Origin of the sequence: Polynucleobacter kasalickyi (assembly GCF_900176405.1) — a bacterium.
Taxonomy (GTDB): Bacteria; Pseudomonadota; Gammaproteobacteria; order Burkholderiales; family Burkholderiaceae; genus Polynucleobacter; species Polynucleobacter kasalickyi.
Map to the genome: position 1 here is coordinate 77,220 of NZ_FWXJ01000004.1, position 18,645 is coordinate 95,864.

An 18,645-nucleotide genomic window follows, 5' to 3' on the forward strand; every position below is an offset into this window, starting at 1 on the left:
CTTTGGCGCCTTCGGGCGCCATTTTTTTAAAGGATTTATATGGACGCACAAGTTGATCGATTTAAGATTGCCAGCTTAAATGCGGATGATCCACACCCCTCCAAATCACGTGTCATCGTGATTGGCTCTGGCTTTGGTGGACTTGCTGCGGCTATTCGGTTGTCTCTCAAAGGGTATGAAGTAACGGTGCTAGAAAAGCTCGATACACCTGGCGGCAGAGCTTATGTCTATCGACGCAATGGCTATGTGTTTGATGCTGGGCCAACCATTATCACCGCGCCATTTTTACTCGAAGAGTTATGGGAGATGTGCGGTAAAAAAATGAGCGATGAAGTGGACTTGCGCTTGATGAATCCTTTTTATCAAGTACGGTTTTTAAATGGGCGAGTGTTTAACTACACAGGTGATCGCACAGAGATGGAACAAGAAATTAACAAGTTTTCACCAAAGGATGTCGAAGGGTATCGACGTTTTTTAAAAGAAGCAGAAAAATGTTATCGCTTAGGATTTGAAGATCTATCAGCAATCGCCTTTACTAAATTATGGACACTGATCAAAACCTTGCCAAATATGTATAAGATGCGAGCTTGGGAGAGTATCTATACTTTAGTTGCTAGACATATCAAAGACCCCCAACTCCGAGAAGTAATGAGTTTTCATCCTTTACTTATTGGGGGCAATCCTTTTTCAGTCACGGCTGTATATGCCTTAATTAATGCTTTGGAGCAAAAAGGAGGTGTCCACTCTGTAATGGGGGGTACCGGCGAATTAATTAAAGGAATGGTGAAGTTATTAGACGGATTAGGTGTCAGAATTCGTTATGACAGTGAAGTGAAAAAAATCAATATCAATGAGCATGGAGTAACTGGCGTTACTTTAGCTGATGGTAAAGTTTTGTATGCGGACAAAGTAGTCTCTAATGCAGACTCTGCTTGGACTTATAAAAATTTAGTAGATGTGAAGTATCGTAAGCACTGGACAGATCGAAAAATTGCTCGCGGTAAATATTCCATGAGTCTATTTGTTTGGTATTTTGGCACCAATAAACGTTATGAAGAAGTTACCCACCATACGATGTTAATGGGCAATCGATATGAGTCTTTGTTAAAAGATATTTTCAAAAAACATCACTTACCCAAAGACTTTAGTTTGTACTTGCATCGTCCAACCGCAACTGACCCGTCAATGGCGCCGGACGGGCATGATACTTTTTATGTCTTGTCACCCGTGTCACATTTAGATAGTGGTACTGATTGGTCAGAACAAGTCGAAACGTATCGGCAATCGGTACAAAAAATGTTAGAAGATACTATTTTGCCGAATTTAGGCGAGCATCTGACAGAGTCATTCTGTACCACGCCACAAGACTTCCAGGACCGGCTCTTATCGTATAAAGGCGCTGCATTTGGACTAGAGCCATTATTGCTGCAAAGTGCTTGGTTCAGACCGCACAATATTAGTGAAGACGTCGAAGGACTGTATATGGTGGGTGCAAGTACTCATCCTGGAGCAGGAATTCCGGGAGTATTATCCTCTGCAAAAGCCCTAGACTCAGTGATTCCATCCCTTGTTAAAAGGTAACAATATGTTTAAAAATATCTTCAGTTCCTTGATTGCGCGCCCCATGTTAATGAGCCCAAGTGTTAGTAATGCTTCGTTGGATACCAAAGAATGTGAAGAATTAATGCGCGGAGGCTCCAAATCATTTTTTGCGGCATCCAGGGTATTGCCATCGCGAGTGAGAACCCCTTCCATTGCGCTATATGCATTCTGTCGCTTGATGGATGATATTGTGGATGATGGTCCTGATGATGAGAATGTAATCGCAATTTTGCAAGAACGAATTAATTGTATTTATCAAGGAGTACCCCACGATATACCAGCTGATCGAGCGTTAGCGAAGGTTGTCAAACCATGTGCTATTCCACAACCTTTGTTAGAAGCTTTACTAGAGGGTTTCTTATGGGATAAACAGGGTCGCGAATACGAAACCTTGGAAGATGTATATGATTATGCGGCGAGAGTAGCGGGTACTGTAGGCGCGATGATGGCCTTGATTATGGGGGTTCGCTCGCATCAAGCCTTAGCACGCGCTTGTGAATTAGGCCTCGCGATGCAACTCACGAATATTGCCAGGGACGTTGGGGAGGATGCACGTAATGGCAGGTTATACCTCCCAAGACAATGGCTTCGGGAAGAAGGTATTGCACCTGAAGAGTGGTTAAAAAATCCAGAATTTACACCTGCTTTAGGTAGAGTCATTGCGAGACTTTTAAAGAGTGCTGATGAACTTTATGCACGTTCACAAAATGGCATTGCCTATTTACCCAGAGACTGTCGATGCGCCATTATGGCCGCCCGTAAAGTGTATGCAGAAATTGGCCGAGTAGTTGAACGTCAAGGCTATGACTCAGTAAATAGTCGAGCAGTTGTATCTGGTGGACGCAAAAAACGCTTAATTATTCTTTCATTAAGCAGCATCATTTTTGGAGGTGCTCATAAAGAATATGAACACATGGAGCCCTCTATTGAGTACCTAGTTAAGACAGTACCCACAGAAGATCCATTTGCGCATTATGGAGGAAGCTTCGAACAACGGGTTGTTTGGGTAATTAACTTACTTGAGAAAACCGAATTAAGAAGAATTGCAGACTTTGAGACAATGGCCAGTCAAAACACGAAAGCCTAGATTTCTCAAAGAGTTGGTATGCGTGGCATTCTCCAAGGTAGCATCCATTTGACAATCGTAGAGCTAAACCTTGGAATGTTCAGCGTTTCATGCATCGCTTGTACCGGTTCGCCAAGCCAGTCGGCAGCAATCATCGAACGCGTATAAAAAGGAGTATCTTCAAAGCTTTGAAGAAGTTTGACAGACTTTTGGGAGCGAAGGTGTCCCTGGATTCTCCAAAAGGAAAGAGGTAAGCTCTGACGTGGGATTTCAGCAAATGTTTCAACTGTCCCTGCAGGAGTAAATCGTAGTAAAAGTAAATTCTCCTGCCTAGATTTTTCTCTGACGTCATAAATGACTGCAGTACTGCCATCTTTTAGGGTAGCCCTTGCCCAGTCCCACTCTTCAAAAGGATGATGAATACCCTCGTCGCCTTCATTGGAGTCAAGATATGCATGACCTGACCATTTAACGCCTGGATTTGGAAGATTTACCTCTACTCGTGAGGTCGGTGAAATAGGACCCCAGCGATGTTTTTTATTAGTATCTAATGGCACTGAATAATTAAATAAACCTTGTGGATAGACCGTGATCTTGCCACTAATTTTTTGGGCAAACGGTAAAGAGCGTTCATTGACTTGAATCGTTAGAGCATCCCCATTCCAAGTTAAATCACTCGGCCCCACCGAAAAATGTTCCGCATCTCGGAACATCGCCGTTTTCGTTCGTTCGGTCATCGCCCATCTTTTTTTACCCGGGGTATAAATCGCCACATTGATACAGCAATAATTATTCGGATCTGCGGGAGCTTTTTGATTCGCCCAAGCGTAGTAAGGTGAAAATACACTACCGACAAAAGCGATAATCGTAATGCCATGCTGGCCATCGTCGCTAATGGCATCCACATACCACCATAAATAACCACCACTTGGAACTACTTGGTTAAAGCAAGGTTCTCCATGAGCGTTGCGGCCGCCATGCGTCCCGAAAGAGTAGCCATCGGCACTCCCGGGCCCGGATGAACGCTCCCGCCTGCTAAGTATAGATTCCGAATGCTTGACTGAGAGCTTGGGCGATTGAATGAACTCATCCAACCGTGGGTTGCCATGCCGTACAGTGCCCCCCCCGTAGCTGGAAAACGCTGATGAAAATCCCAAGGGGTAGTTCGAACCGTCGCTGGGGAGGATAAATCTAGTGTTAAGCCACTCTTTGAAAGTAGTGTTTGGACTTGATCTTGGCATCGTGAGATTTCCGAAGGGTTTGGGTGGGAATCGCCAATAGCAGGTGCATTGACTAAAAGTAACATCCGCTCTAAATCTGGCGCTGTTTCATTGTTTAAGCGATCTTGCGCACAGAGGTAAACCGTTGGCGTTTTTGGAAAAGTTTGTAAATGAAAAATATCTTTGAATTCGTTAGCGTATTCTTGATCAAAAAAGACATTATGACGGGTAAGTGGGAGTGTAATACCTGACGTACTAACTGACCAAGTAATAGCTGATAAAGATCGACCGGTAGGGGATTTTGGTACGGCTGACTTTACATCATCACCTAATAGGCCATCATAGAGTGCGCTCACATCACCATTAAAAATAATACTATCTGCCGGTAAAAATGTTTGATCAGAAAGCGTCACTCCAGTTGCTTGATGATTGGTGATTGTAATTTTTTCAATTGTTTCAGAATGAATAATTTTTGCCCCACGAGAGATGGCTAATTCAGCAATTTTTTTAGGAATTTGAATCATGCCACCATCCACTGACCAAACCCCCTGAAGTTCAACATGGGCAATTAGCATTAAAGTCGCAGGCGCTAAGAAAGGTGAGGAACCACAGTAGGTCGCATAACGAGCAAATAATTGCCGTAACCGGGGGTCAGGAAAGTAATACTCAAGTGCGTCCCAAAGATTTTTAAATGGACCAATCCCCATCAATGTCTTACTACCCTTGAGACCAAGACCTTTGAGCATACTGGTCAGAGTTGGTCGTTTGGCGCAAATATAGGAAGACTCTAAACTTTCATACACATTTTTAGTCGTTTGGCAAAATTTTAAAAACAACTCCGCTTGTTTTGCGTTAGAAAATTCACGAATCGCTTGAGTACTAAGACTAGGGTCGGCAAATAAATCAAGTTTTTCTTGCCCCCAAAAGTGTCTTGCTAAAATAGGCAGAGGGGTAGATTTGATATGCAAATCAAAAGATTCATCACAAGCTTTAAAAAGTTCTTCAAATACCCAGCGCATGGTAAATACAGTAGGGCCAGAATCAATGCCGAGTTCTTGGGATTGCAGTTGTCGAATTTTCCCTCCGACCTCAACACCTTGATCAATCAGCGTAACATCAAGTCCTTGGTGAGCTAGTTCTAAGCAGGCGCTTAAACCAGCTATTCCACCTCCAACAATAACAACTCGATGTTTTTTAGGCATATGTTTTCCCCCGCCAAACCCCTTTCGGATTGATAGGAATAAAGCGTGTAAACATTGATTCTGAGAAATAGCCTTCTGTCTGCGCTGCTTTGATTGCCGCTAAATGCGCACCAGTTCTAGCATATTGATTCATCTGTTCAGTAGACTCCCAAATCGTAAATGTAGCTTGCCGAAAGTAAGGTGCTTCGCCGAGTCCAGCCGCTAATAAGCAACCATTAGCAGAGGTTAAAGAGAGTTCAGCAGGAGGGGCTTTTTGCCAAAAAGAGAATGCTTTTGAGGGTTTAATCGAAGCGCGGGTAATGGCTGCTATAGGGCCTTGTGAAGGCGCTACAACAGTCTCCGTTAAAGCGGTACTTGCCCACGTGCCTCTATTTGAGTATGTTTTTAATAAGACACTAAAAAACTCATTACTATGCTGTTGATAAGACTCAATGATGGGGGATGTATTTAAAAACGCTTTAGCGAACTCTTCTGTTTGAAAAACACAAAATAAGCCTTGGTGTTTAAAGCTTGGTTCAACAGCAAATCCACCTTGTTTACCACTTCCTAAAATTTTAAAAAATTCAAGTCCGGGTATTTTTCTGAGCTTGTATTTGCCGACTACAAATCTTGCTAAGCCCCAATAAATCGAATCAGACCGATAACCCATAAGACATAGGACAGCGGTTTGTGTACCCATAAACGCCGATTAGTTATCCTCAGCAGGGTTATGATCAATGATATTAAATCGACGCATCTTAATGTAGAGGCTCTGACGAGAGAGCCCTAACATCTCTGAAGCTGAAACACGATTATTCATTGTCAAATCCAAAGCGGACATAATGCATAATTTTTCAATCATATCGGTTGTTTCATTCACAATATCCCTTAATGGAACTTTACCAACTAACTCAGTTAATTTTGCGGCAGAATCTCGTAAGTCACTCGTTGTTTCATTGCGCTTATTCACTTGACTGCCTGTGGAGCGTACGCTAAATCCGATGACGCCACCTTCTACTGAAGGCACTTTAACTGCCGATATTTCCACATCTAAATTATTTCCCTGGGAACTAATCATCGTTGTGGCGTAATGCTTGATAGAGTCTCTATCTTTTAAATTGTTAAGGATGATGCGCAAATCAATATTGCCACGGCCTAACCAGTTTTCTAAAGATTCGTTGGTAATTTCAGAGCGATTTTCAACGCCTACCATTTTTAAAAAGGTCGTATTCCCCGAAATTACTTTGCCATTTGAGTCGGAGATCACAAAAGCATCAGGTGAAACATCTAAAGCACTAATGAGTTTCTGTGTGTCTTGATCCACGCTCTCAGGAGTAGTTGCACTGCCATCAATCGGGACGATGTTAATGAGGAAAACAGTTTGGTTGTCTTCCCTTAAGAAGTTTGACCTAAACTCCACTTTGGTGGAATTTTTTGCTAAGCAGAGTTCAATCTTTTTTTGTATATTGGTGTTACGTGATGAGTTTAGTAGATCTTGTAATTTTACAAAATCTGACATATCAATGAATTCAGCAATGGTTTTACCTTGCATTCTTTTATTCGGCTCTGACATCATTTTTTGAGCAACAAGATTTACTTCTAAGATTCTGAAGGAACTAGCTTCAATAATGATGTGGGCAGTCGTACTTAAGTCAAATAATTGACGATACCTTGCTTCAGCGAAGCGCAATTTTAAGTAATCTGTTTCAATCGCTTGTTGTGCTTCTACTAAGCGTTGTTGAAGTTTTGCTAAATTACTTAAATCTCGTCCAAAAGCTAAAATTTTATCGTCTTTGATGAGATGGACTGTAGAGAACATCAGTGGCACTGAATTGCCATTCGGTAAATTTAAATTAATCTGACGCCATCTTTGATTGCCCTCATCGCCGTTTAATGACAGCATTGATTCAATTTTTTTGGTACTTTCAATGGTGGCAGTTTCCACCCATGTTTTTCCAATTAAACCTTTTAAATCGTTCAGGCCTGGTGTTTGGGAGTCAATCACATCTTCAATCACCCCTTTTCTGTCTAGAATAAATACCGTATCTGCAATGTGGGACGCGATAACAGCGGCCGATTCAGAATCAATATTTTCTAAATGACGTGTAAAAGGATTTATTGAAAAATTCATATTTTATAGGGTTACTCGGGTAATCAACCATTGTAAATTGTTTTTCATCCGATAGCCTCTAATTCCTCGTGCTTAATTTTTGTTTAGAAATAAGAATCTCTGCTTGCCGGATTGCATCATTTGCATCTGATGATTTAATTTCGGCATTCACTGTAGCAAAGTACTCGGGATTAGAAATAAATAAAGGTCCACCGACCATAAATGAAACATTTGAATTCATTGACTTAGAGCGAAGCGTATCAATTAGATCATTGAGAGACTCAGCTTCTTTTTGAGTTCCCACAGAAATTCCAATCACGTCAAACCATTGTGTAAAAACTAACCGACTTAGCTCATGAGGTTGTAATTTGGGTTCGCCTGAAACTCTCCAGCCAGCACGTCTAAAAAACTCAACTAAGATAAATAAGCCTAATGTGTGTTGGGAGTTAAAGGCAGGTATTAATAGTGCATTTAATGTACCAACAGGTTTATTGTCTTGATTTTGGAAATGATGGCTCAACTCATACAAAATATGTTGTAAGCGCCAAAGTCCAACCGTCACATCCGAAAATGTACAAATATCATTTTCCCAAAGTTCCCCCAATTTTCTAGCAGTTTGAGGGATTAAGTCGAGATAAATTGAATCTGCAGATACTTGTTTTTCAATCAGTTTTTTTACAAAATCTAAGGACGTTTCTTGACTGCCATTGACGACTAGACCGACTAAAAAGTCAGATTCAATGGTCGTAACACTTCGTTGGCCTGGATTTGCAAGTTCTTCTAGCGAAGCATTTGCCTTATGGCTAACCAAAAGTCTAGGAATAATCTCTTCGTCTAACATTTTTACCAAAATATCTACAGGTTGTTTATCTGTTGACTTACTGATGTAGGGGTTGTCTTGCTTATCAAATTGTTCTGACCCAGTCAAACAATTCTCTACAGAATCAAAATATGTGTTTGGATTTTGTCGCATTAACTAACTCCTTAGAAGCATTTGCGGCGGGAAATTACCCAAGTTACACATTAATGAAAAATCCGTTTAAAAAATAGTAGGGGAAATACTGTCTAATTAAATATACAATATTACTTACATGGTGTCTAATTTATTTTACACAAACTAGGGTAATCCCTATTATGTGCAGGTATCAATAAGCGTAAACTTAAGTTGACAGTAAGGCTACTAGATCAATTTGGAGAAGAAGTGAAAAAAACCGTAAAGCCCCTATATACAACGGAACAGCGTAAAAAGCGTGACGAAACTGTATGGACTTTTATACAAGGTTTGTTAGCACCTCTACAGTTTATCGCATGTTTTGTCAGTATTTATTTAGTAACACGTTATTTACTTACAAGTGATGGTTATCAAATAGCGAACATTTCTGTGCTCGTTAAAACTGGATTTTTGTTGACCATCATGGTCACGGGTGCCATTTGGGAAAAGGTTGTATTTGGGCAGTACCTATTTGCGGAAGCATTTTTTTGGGAGGACATGGTCAGTATGGTTGTGATTGCCTTACATGTGACTTATGTTTATTGTCTCTTCCAAGGTAGTCTAGAACCTAAGTATTTAATGATTTTGGCACTAGTAGCTTATGCCACTTATATCGTCAATGCGATCCAATTCATATTAAAGCTTCGCCAAGCAAGAAAAGGTGAGCAAGCAAATAAAGTCTTCCAAGCGCCACAAATGAAAGCGGAGTTGCAATCATGAACGCCATTATTCCAATTAATCAAATCGTTGAAGCGGGTTGCGCAACCCAACCAATCTTAAAAGAACGTGGGCAACGTGAAGTATTTTGTGGGTTGACAGGTATTATTTGGATGCATCGAAAAATTCAAGATGCATTCTTTTTAGTAGTTGGTTCAAGAACCTGCGCTCACTTGATTCAATCAGCAGCAGGCGTCATGATCTTTGCAGAGCCACGCTTTGCAACAGCTATTATTGATGATCGTGATTTGGCAGGTCTTGCCGATGCAAATGCTGAGTTAGATAAGGTGGTACAGCAACTTCTAGATCGAAGACCAGATATCAAATTACTGTTTTTGGTGGGATCCTGTCCTTCTGAAGTGATTAAGTTAGATTTACATCGTGCAGCTGGAAGGTTGGATAAGCAGTATGGACCTAATGTACGCATCTTGAATTACTCAGGGAGTGGCATTGAGACAACCTTTACGCAAGGTGAAGATGCTTGTTTGGCTGCGATGGTTCCAGAACTGCCAGGCGTATCTCCTGATACGCAAAAATCACTCATGGTGGTCGGTTGCTTACCAGATATTGTGGAAGATCAATTTAAAAGAATATTTCAAGAACTAGGATTAGATCAAGTTCAGTTTTTTCCTCCAAGAAATTCGAAATCACTACCTAAGGTTGGACCGAATACTAAATATGTATTGGCTCAGCCATTTCTTGGCGATACTGCAAGAGCCTTAGAAGCACGTGGCGCAACCTATTTACCGGCGTTATTTCCCTTCGGAATTGAAGGAACCACGGACTGGTTATGGAGCGCTGCTCAAGAATTTGGAATTACTAAAGAACACTTTGATCGGGTCACTTTGCCCAAGCGCGAAAGAGCCAAGCATGCTTTAGAAAAACACCAAGCAGTGCTGAGGGATAAAAATATATTTTTCTTTCCAGATTCACAGTTAGAAATTCCTTTGGCTAGATTTTTACATGAAGAATGCGGTATGCAATTAACTGAAATTGGCACACCTTATTTACACAAAAACCACCTCGCAAAAGAATTAACTCGCTTACCTCATGAAGTTCTTATTTCTGAGGGTCAAGATGTGGAAAAACAATTAGACCGTGTGAAAGCTACTAACCCCAATTTAATTGTTTGTGGCTTAGGTTTAGCGAATCCACTTGAAGCGCAGGGAATGACGACGAAATGGGCTATTGAATTAGTCTTTAGTCCAATCCATGGCTATGATCAAGCCGCTGATTTAGCTGAATTATTTGCCCGACCACTGCGTAGAAAACAAAAATTACAGTTTAATGTGGAGGAGTTATGCAACTAACCCTTTGGACTTATGAAGGACCTCCGCATGTTGGGGCGATGCGTATAGCTACTGCCATGCAAAATTTGCACTATGTGTTGCATGCCCCTCAGGGGGATACTTATGCAGATTTATTATTCACGATGATTGAACGTCTCCCTAAGCGTCCTCCTGTTACATATACAACGTTCCAGGCGCGTGATTTGGGTGGAGATACTGCGCAGATTTTCAAAAACGCTGCAAAAGAAGCTTATGATCGTTTCACACCACAAGCTATGATTGTGGGCGCATCTTGTACTGCCGAATTAATTCAAGACGATCCTGGTGGCTTAAGCAAAGCGCTTAATTTACCAATTCCAGTGATTCCGTTGGAGTTACCTTCGTATCAGAAGAAAGAAAACTGGGGAGCTGCAGAAACCTTTTATCAAATTGTTCGTAGCCTCGCTAGCATCAATAATCAGTTAACTCAGACAGAACATGTTGCTAAAAGAAAAGCAGAATTAGCTGCTGGTAGAAAGCCACGTTGTAATGTCCTTGGCGCGACAGCACTTGGCTTCAGACATCGCGATGATGTGAAAGAAATCTCTAAGTTACTAGAAGAACTTGGAATAGAAATTAACGTATTGGCCCCTCTCCATGCAAGTCCGGTGGATATCACAAGTCTAGCTAATGCGGACTTTAATGTGATTCTATATCCAGAAATAGCGCATAGTGCTGCAGCCTGGCTCTCAAGAACATTTGGTCAAGCAAATACAAAGGTGATTCCGATTGGTGTTAATGCAACGATTGAGTTTATTAAAGAAGTTTGTGCACTTGCAGGAATCGATTCACAAGCTAAGTTAAAAAAAATGCAGTCCAATGCAGCTTGGTATGCACGCTCAGTTGATTCTACATACCTTACTGGGAAGCGAGTATTCATTTTTGGTGATGCAACACATGTGATTGCTAGTGCAAAAATGGCGACTGAAGAGTTTGGTTTTGAAGTAGTAGGAATGGGCACTTACTCCAGAGAATTTGCTAGAGAAGTTAGGGAAGCTGCCAAAAATTATGGCTTGGAAGCAATTATTTCTGATGATTATTTGACGATTGAACAAAAAGTTACTGAGCTTTCACCTGAACTCGTGCTGGGTACACAAATGGAGCGTCACATTGCAAAGCGTCTAGGAATACCCTGTGCAGTTATTTCGGCACCAGTGCATGTGCAAGATTTCCCATCACGTTACTCACCTCAAATGGGGTTTGAGGGAGCGAATGTCATGTTTGACACATGGATCGCACCTTTAATGATGGGCTTAGAAGAGCATTTATTAACGATGTTTAGAGAAGACTTTGAGTTTCATCAAGATGCACCAGCTTCTCATTTGGGACGAAGTGGTGGGGTAATTAAGAACGAATTACCGGCCTATTACGAATTAGATGAAAAGCCTTCTGAAAATATTGAAGCGATAAAAAATCCTTCTGAAAAGTCTTCCAATAGCAATGCAATTTGGACAGAGGATGCATTAAAAGAACTTGGGAAAATCCCATTTTTTGTAAGAGGTAAAGCACGGAAAAATACTGAAAAGTTTGCAGTTGAACAAGGCATGCAGGAAATCACTTTGGAAACTTTATACGATGCAAAAGCCTACTACAGTAAGTAAAAATATTCCTATCAAGTTTGTCATCGTGACCATGGATACACATTTGGTGAGTGCGACCGAGCGTGCCTATCAGCAATTATTAAAAGACTTACCAGGCTTAGAGTTAAAAATTCATGCGGCATCAACCTATAGTAGTGATGCTAAGCATCTTGCACAATGTCTTGATGATATCGCAACAGCTGACATTGTCGTTTCCACGATGTTGTTTATCGAAGATCATTTTTTACCAGTGCTTGAAGCATTAAGGGCAAGAAGAAATCAATGTGATGCGATGGTCAATGCCATGTCAGCGTCTGAAGTGGTGACTTTAACGCGTTTAGGTAACTTCGATATGAGCCAGCCTGCTTCTGGACCGATTGCTCTGCTCAAAAAATTAAGAGGTAAAAAGAAGGGGCAAGAAGGAACCGGTGGTGAAGCGCAGATGAAAATGTTACGTCGCTTACCTAAAATTCTTCGATTTATTCCGGGCACCGCTCAGGATGTTCGTGCTTATTTCTTAACTCTCCAATTTTGGTTGGGTGGCTCTGAAGAAAATATGTATCACATGGTTCGATATTTGATCAATCGATACGCAAGTGGCCCAAGAGAGGTCTTGAAAGATGCAAAATACAAACCATCTGAACCGATTGTTTATCCTGAACTTGGTATCTATCATCCGCGCTTAAAAGGTCGGATGAGTGAAGATATTACGAAATTACCGAAATTAGTTCCTGATGCAAAGGCAAAGGGTAAAGTCGGGGTGTTATTGCTGCGTTCCTATGTTTTAGCAGGTAATACTTTGCATTATGATGCTGTTCTAGCTGCCTTAGAGGCTCGTGGGTTTCAAGTTGTACCAATCTTTGCTGCTAGCTTAGATGCCCGTCCCGCAATTGATCGTTTCTTTTTAAAGAACAGTCGGGCAACGATTGATGCCATGATTTCATTAACAGGATTTTCACTCGTTGGTGGACCAGCTTATAACGATTCAAAAGCAGCAGAAGAAATTCTTGCTACTTTAGATATTCCTTATATTGCTGCGCATCCAGTCGAGTTTCAAAATATCTCAGAGTGGGGTAATTCAGAGCGTGGGTTGCTACCGGTAGAGAGTACCTTAATGATTTCTATCCCGGAACTGGACGGCGCAACTAATCCAATGGTCTACGGTGGTCGCACTGGTCCAATTGGCACAACTTGTACTGGTTGCCACAAGGCTTGTACATTTACAGAACAAAATAACAAAAACGATATGTTTACATGCGTTGAGCGAACCGATATGTTAGCTGCGCGCATTGAAAAAATGGTTGCATTAAGAAAGTCAACATTAGTAGATCGTCAAATTGCGATTGTTTTATTCAATTTTCCACCCAATGCTGGGTCCGTTGGGACAGCCGCTTATTTAGGTGTCTTTGAATCGCTCTATAACCTTCTAGAGAGAATGAAGCAGGAGGGTTATACGATTCCATTACCGGAGAGCGCAGATGCCCTACGAGAGTCGATTCTAGAAGGCAATGCAAGTCAACATAGCACGACGGCTAATCTACATTACAAAATTCCTCTGAATGATCATGTGAAGAGAGAGCCTTGGTTGCGCGAGATAGAAAAAGTGTGGGGATCTGCTCCAGGTAAACAATTAACAGATGGAACGGGTTTATTTGTCTTAGGTAAACAGTTTGGTAATGTTTTAGTCGCGATTCAACCTTCTTTTGGTTATGAGGGTGACCCAATGCGTTTATTGTTTGAAAAAGGTACTGCTCCTACTCATGCCTTTTCCGCATTTTATCGCTATATTCGGGAAGATTTTGGCGCCAAAGCTGTCTTGCATTTTGGTACGCATGGTGCATTAGAGTTTATGCCTGGAAAGCAATCTGGCTTGTCGGGTGCTTGTTGGCCAGATCGTTTAATCAAAGACATCCCAAATATTTATTTATATGCATCCAACAATCCTTCTGAGGGGGTGATTGCTAAGCGCCGTGCTGCGGCTACGTTGATTAGTTATTTGACGCCACCGATTGCGCAAGCCGGATTGTATAAAGATTTAGCTGACCTAAAAGAAGTGATCAATCGTTATCGATTAATTCCAGAAACTGAACAAGAAGAAGCGTTCTCGACCGAAAGAGCTGAATTATCGAAAATGATTGTGCAGCTTGCTCATACCGTTGAGTTAATCAAAGAGCCTCAGAATTGGGATAATTTATCAACTAGCGAAATCGATCGGCAAGTTGTTCAACTCAGCGAGTCTTTATTAGAACTTGAATATTCTTTGATCCCAGAAGGTTTACATGTCATCGGTAAAAAAAGATCAGACAAGCATCGTCAAGAAACCTTGCAATGCATGTCTCAATTTTCTTGTGATCAAAGTTTAAGTCTAGAAGTGATGGGAGATTTAATTGCTGGCAACTCGCCACAAAGTATTATTGAAAAACATCAATTAGAGTCCTCTGAGAAGCTCATTGAAGGTTTGCTTGAAATGCAAAAAGCAGATCAATTAATGCAAGAAGATTCGGAATTATCGGGAATTTTAAAAGCGTTAAATGGACAGTATATTAAACCAGCTCCTGGTGGGGATGTACTACGTAATGCTGAGGTTCTCCCAACAGGACGTAATTTACATGGCTTTGATCCATTTAGAATTCCTAGTAAATTTGCAGTCAAAGAAGGTGCTGCTCAAGCACAAATCTTATTAGATCGATACTTTAAAGATGACAAGACGATTCCAGAATCGATAGCGATTGTTTTGTGGGGTACTGATAACTTAAAAACAGAAGGAACACCTCTTGCGCAGGTCTTAGCGCTGATGGGTGCAGAGCCTCGCTTTGATAGTTATGGACGCTTGACGGGGGCACAACTCATTGATTTAGCTGTCCTAGGTAGACCAAGAATTGATGTAGTCACCTCAATCTCTGGCATCTTTCGTGATCTGATGCCCCTGCAGGTTAAATTATTAGCTGAGGCTGCATTGCTTGCGGCTAGTGCTCCAGAACCGATTGAAATGAATTTTGTCCGGAAGCACGCTTTAGCGTATCAAGAAAAAGTTGGTTGTGATTTAGAAACAGCGGCTCTTCGAGTTTTCGGTAATGCGGACGGCGCCTATGGGGCTAATGTGAATCACCTCATTGAAAACAGTTGTTGGCAAGATGAAGATGAATTAAGCAATACGTATAACAACCGTAAAGGTTTTGCTTATGGTGTAACAGGTAAGCCAAAGGTTCAAAGTGCAGAATTGATGAAAAACATTTTGGCTGATATTGATCTTACCTATCAAAATTTAGACTCTGTAGAACTTGGCGTTACAACGATCGATACTTATTTTGATACCTTAGGTGGTTTAAATCGCGCTGTCAAAGTCGCCAAAGGGGGTGTCGATACACCTGTTTATATTGGCGATCAAACAAGTGGCAGTGGTGTTGTTCGATCATTGAGTGAACAGGTGGCTCTTGAAACAAGAACTAGAGTGCTCAATCCAAAATGGTATGAAGGCATGATTGCTAATGGGTATGAAGGTGTTCGGCAAATCGAAACACATGTAACGAATACGATGGGGTGGTCGGCCACAACGGGTCAGGTACAACCTTGGGTATATCAAAAAATCACAGAAACATTTATTTTGGATGATGCAATGCGAGAAAGATTAGCAGCGCTAAATCCAACCTCATCCGCAAAAGTAGCTAATCGTTTACTTGAAGCCAGTGAACGGCAGTATTGGAAACCATCCGCTAAGGATCTCGCTATGCTTCGCCAGTTCGCTGGTGAGTTAGAAGATCGGCTTGAAGGCGTTTATCAAGGAGTATCTGTCTCATGAACACAGTATCAATCCCAGTATCAGCAATTCAAAGTGCTCGCCCACCTGATGGTGATGGTAGTGTGCAAGTTCACTTAGATCCTAATATGAAAATAGGTAATGCGAAAGTATTTGCAATTTACGGCAAAGGTGGCATTGGTAAAAGTACTACCTCCTCGAATTTGTCTGCAGCTTTTTCAAAATTAGGTAAAAGGGTCCTGCAAATTGGTTGCGATCCGAAGCATGATTCTACGTTTACTTTAACGGGAAAGTTAGTACCAACTGTCATTGATATTCTTGAAACAGTAGACTTTCATGCTGAAGAACTCAAAATTGAAGATTTTGTTTATCAAGGGTATAACGGCGTGATGTGTGTTGAAGCTGGTGGTCCTCCTGCTGGCACTGGATGTGGTGGATATGTCGTAGGTCAAACGGTGAAATTATTAAAAGAACATCATCTTTTAGAAGATACCGATGTCGTAATTTTTGATGTGCTGGGCGATGTGGTTTGTGGTGGATTTGCTGCCCCCTTGCAACATGCAGACCGCGCCCTCATTGTGACTGCCAATGATTTTGATTCTATTTTTGCGATGAATCGAATTGTTCAAGCAATCTCAGCAAAGGCCAAAAATTATGACGTAAGACTTGGTGGTGTAATTGCTAATCGCTCGGCTGGTACCGATCAAATTGATAAATTCAATGAAAAACTGGGTTTAAAACTCATGGCACATTTCCCAGATTTAGATGCTATTCGTAGAAGTCGTCTAAAAAAATGCACTATTTTTGAAATGGAATCTACCCCTGAAATTATTGCTGTTCAAGAAGAATATCTCCGGTTAGCCGCCTCTTTGTTGGAGGATTTACCAGAAGTTTATGCGGAGAGTTTAAAAGATCGTGAAATTTTTGACTTATTAGGATTTGATTGATGAGTACATTAACGCCATTTCGATACCAAAAAAGACGCGGTGAGCTGGAGGAATATTTCGATCGTACCGCCGTTGAGGCCTGGGCAAAATTAACTTCAGATGCACCCGTGAGCGGCATACGAGCTACAGTTCGTGCTGGTCGTGACCAAATGCGCACAACTTTATTAAGCCGCTTACCCGAAGATTTAAAAGGCCGAAGAATCTTAGATGCTGGCTGTGGAACAGGGGCACTTTCAGTGGAACTGGCCAAACGTGGGGCACACGTAATCGCCATTGATTTATCCCCTAATTTAATTGAACTAGCTAAAGAAAGATATGAGCCAACCTTAAGTGGCAATATTGAGTTTTATGCCGGCGATATGTTAGACCCAAGCCATGGATTTTTTGATTACGTGGTATGTATGGATTCAGTGATTCATTATCACTGTGCAGATACTGTCGATGTATTAGCTAAACTTGCTCAAAATACGCAAGAAAAAATTATCTTCACCTTTGCACCCAGTAATTTCATGTTGGAGATGATGATTCGAGTTGGCAAAGTCTTTCCTAGGAAAGATCGTTCACCAACCATTGTGCCTATTGCTGAAAACACAATCATGAGTGCTATCGAAGACCACGATCAATTAGCCGGATGGAAGGTGGGTTTTACCCAAAAAATCTCAAGTAGTTTTTATAAGTCACAAGCGATGGAGATTTATCGTAAATGAAATTTTGGATGAATAAACGTTCTTGGCAACAAGTCAGCATCAAGCTATTGCCTTTTGCTGACATTGCTACGAGCGAACTCCCTTTATCTAAATTGGTACGTTTATCACTCTTTCAAGTGACTGTAGGAATGGCCGCAACGTTGTTGATCGGTACTTTAAATCGAGTCCTTATATTAGAAATGGGAGTAAGCGCTTGGATCGTTTCATTAATGGTCGCTTTACCGATTGTCTTTGCTCCGTTTAGGGCATTAATTGGGTTTAAATCAGACACGCATAAATCGGTATTAGGTTGGAAAAGAGTTCCTTATATTTGGATTGGGACTATCTTACAGTTTGGTGGATTCTCTATCATGCCATTTGCCCTAATTTTATTATCCGGTGATACACACTGGCCCATGTGGTTTTCATACATTGCTAGCGCACTAGCTTTTTTAATGGTTGGGGCGGGCATGCAAACAACCCAGACAGCTGGATTGGCATTAGCAACCGATTTAGCCTCAGAGGAAGCAAGGCCAAGAGTTGTCGCCATGATGTACGTCATGTTGTTGGTTGGTATGGTGCTGAGTGGATTAGTTTTTAGCTTGTTTCTCAGTCCATTTTCGCCGATGCAATTAATTCAGGTCGTTCAGGGAGTAGCGTCAGTTACCGTGGTATTGAATCTTATCGCCGTTTGGAAGCAAGAAGCTAGAGACCCATTGCGTCATCAAAAAGTAGAGGCACAGGTGTTTCAGGCAACCTGGAAAAATTTTACGGCTGATCCAAAAGTAAAACGCTTTTTGATTATGCTTGGTTTAGGCACGGCCGCATTTAGTATGCAAGATATTATCTTGGAGCCCTACGGTGGTGAAGTGCTTCATTTGTCTGTCGCTCAGACTAGTTTCTTAACGGCGATTATGTCTGGAGGAGCAATTTGTGCGTTCGCTTTAGCAGCTCGTTTGTTGTCTCGTGATGTCAATCCCTATCGTATCGCCTCTGTTGCACTGTTAGTGGGTTTGCTCGCTTTTGTCTTAATCATCTTCGCTGAGCCTTTAAATTCACCTAGCTTGTTTCGAATTGGCACAGCCATGGTTGGTTTTGGTGGAGGGCTATTTTCAGTGAGTACCCTAATTATTGCCATGCAATTAGATAAATTATCCATGGCTGGTTTAACGATCGGGGCTTGGGGTGCAGTAAATACAACGGCTTCTGGAGTGGCTATATTTTTAGGTGGATTTATCAGAGACGGAATTACTAATTTAGCGATGAAGGGGGAGCTAGGTACTGCATTGATCTCTCCAGCTATTGGATATAGCTTTGTATACCACATTGAAATCTATTTGTTATTTGCAACACTTATTGCTTTAGGACCTTTAGTAATGTATCAAGCTAAAGAAATTCAACGTAAAAATTCAAAGTTTGGTCTAGCAGAACTCCCGATCTAGACCGTGTAAATAGGAGGA

At 41.4% G+C, this 18,645-nt stretch carries 14 protein-coding genes; 9 read left to right on the forward strand and 5 right to left on the reverse strand.

Annotated features, from left to right (window positions below; all coding sequences use genetic code 11):
• Positions 1–39: 39 nt before the first annotated feature.
• Together B8983_RS05030 and B8983_RS05035 are read left to right on the forward strand one after the other, a co-directional pair.
• The gene (locus tag B8983_RS05030) at positions 40–1,581 is read left to right on the forward strand and encodes a phytoene desaturase (RefSeq protein WP_084283047.1); all 1,542 of its coding nucleotides are present in this window, start codon (positions 40–42) and stop codon (positions 1,579–1,581) included.
• A 4-nt stretch (positions 1,582–1,585) separates the two neighbouring features.
• Positions 1,586–2,689 carry a phytoene/squalene synthase family protein gene (locus B8983_RS05035; RefSeq protein ID WP_234986899.1) on the forward strand — a complete coding sequence of 368 codons (1,104 nt, stop codon included), beginning with the start codon at positions 1,586–1,588 and terminating at the stop codon, positions 2,687–2,689.
• A gap of 5 nt (positions 2,690–2,694) precedes the next feature.
• Here B8983_RS05035 and B8983_RS05040 read toward each other — a convergent pair whose 3' ends face one another.
• Genes B8983_RS05040 through B8983_RS05060 form a run of 5 tightly spaced genes read right to left on the reverse strand, consistent with a single transcriptional unit; the run spans position 2,695 to position 8,152 of the window.
• Complete coding sequence (locus B8983_RS05040; protein WP_234986900.1) at positions 2,695–3,573, reverse strand: carotenoid 1,2-hydratase family protein; 879 nt, start codon at positions 3,571–3,573, stop codon at positions 2,695–2,697.
• A gap of 29 nt (positions 3,574–3,602) precedes the next feature.
• The gene (gene crtD, locus B8983_RS05045; RefSeq protein ID WP_084283048.1) at positions 3,603–5,090 is read right to left on the reverse strand and encodes a 1-hydroxycarotenoid 3,4-desaturase CrtD; all 1,488 of its coding nucleotides are present in this window, start codon (positions 5,088–5,090) and stop codon (positions 3,603–3,605) included.
• On the reverse strand, positions 5,083–5,769 hold the full coding sequence (locus B8983_RS05050; protein ID WP_084283049.1) for a hypothetical protein: 687 nt from the start codon (positions 5,767–5,769) through the stop codon (positions 5,083–5,085). The genes crtD and B8983_RS05050 overlap by 8 nt, the downstream gene beginning before the upstream one ends.
• A gap of 9 nt (positions 5,770–5,778) precedes the next feature.
• A complete protein-coding gene (gene ppsR, locus B8983_RS05055) occupies positions 5,779–7,200 on the reverse strand; it encodes a transcriptional regulator PpsR (protein ID WP_084283050.1) in 1,422 nt (473 codons plus the stop codon).
• 58 nt (positions 7,201–7,258) lie between these two features.
• Entirely contained in the window at positions 7,259–8,152 is an 894-nt protein-coding gene (locus B8983_RS05060) for a cobalamin B12-binding domain-containing protein (protein WP_084283051.1), read from the reverse strand.
• 228 nt (positions 8,153–8,380) lie between these two features.
• Here B8983_RS05060 and bchF point away from each other — a divergent pair, with 228 nt between their 5' ends.
• Genes bchF through B8983_RS05095 form a run of 7 tightly spaced genes read left to right on the forward strand, consistent with a single transcriptional unit; the run spans position 8,381 to position 18,627 of the window.
• Positions 8,381–8,890, forward strand: coding sequence for a 2-vinyl bacteriochlorophyllide hydratase (gene bchF / locus B8983_RS05065; protein WP_084283052.1), 510 nt, complete (start codon positions 8,381–8,383; stop codon positions 8,888–8,890).
• Positions 8,887–10,197, forward strand: a complete 1,311-nt coding sequence (locus B8983_RS05070) for a ferredoxin:protochlorophyllide reductase (ATP-dependent) subunit N (RefSeq protein ID WP_084283053.1) — start codon at positions 8,887–8,889, stop codon at positions 10,195–10,197. Before bchF ends, B8983_RS05070 begins: the two co-directional genes overlap by 4 nt.
• Positions 10,188–11,816 carry a ferredoxin:protochlorophyllide reductase (ATP-dependent) subunit B gene (gene bchB, locus B8983_RS05075; protein WP_084283054.1) on the forward strand — a complete coding sequence of 543 codons (1,629 nt, stop codon included), beginning with the start codon at positions 10,188–10,190 and terminating at the stop codon, positions 11,814–11,816. The genes B8983_RS05070 and bchB overlap by 10 nt, the downstream gene beginning before the upstream one ends.
• Positions 11,791–15,594, forward strand: coding sequence for a magnesium chelatase subunit H (locus tag B8983_RS05080; protein ID WP_084283055.1), 3,804 nt, complete (start codon positions 11,791–11,793; stop codon positions 15,592–15,594). Before bchB ends, B8983_RS05080 begins: the two co-directional genes overlap by 26 nt.
• Positions 15,591–16,499: a ferredoxin:protochlorophyllide reductase (ATP-dependent) iron-sulfur ATP-binding protein gene (bchL, locus tag B8983_RS05085; RefSeq protein ID WP_084283056.1), complete on the forward strand. Its 909-nt coding sequence runs from the start codon at positions 15,591–15,593 to the stop codon at positions 16,497–16,499. Before B8983_RS05080 ends, bchL begins: the two co-directional genes overlap by 4 nt.
• Positions 16,499–17,206 carry a magnesium protoporphyrin IX methyltransferase gene (gene bchM / locus B8983_RS05090; RefSeq protein ID WP_084283057.1) on the forward strand — a complete coding sequence of 236 codons (708 nt, stop codon included), beginning with the start codon at positions 16,499–16,501 and terminating at the stop codon, positions 17,204–17,206. The genes bchL and bchM overlap by 1 nt, the downstream gene beginning before the upstream one ends.
• On the forward strand, positions 17,203–18,627 hold the full coding sequence (locus tag B8983_RS05095) for a BCD family MFS transporter (protein ID WP_143736103.1): 1,425 nt from the start codon (positions 17,203–17,205) through the stop codon (positions 18,625–18,627). Before bchM ends, B8983_RS05095 begins: the two co-directional genes overlap by 4 nt.
• Positions 18,628–18,645: the final 18 nt, after the last annotated feature.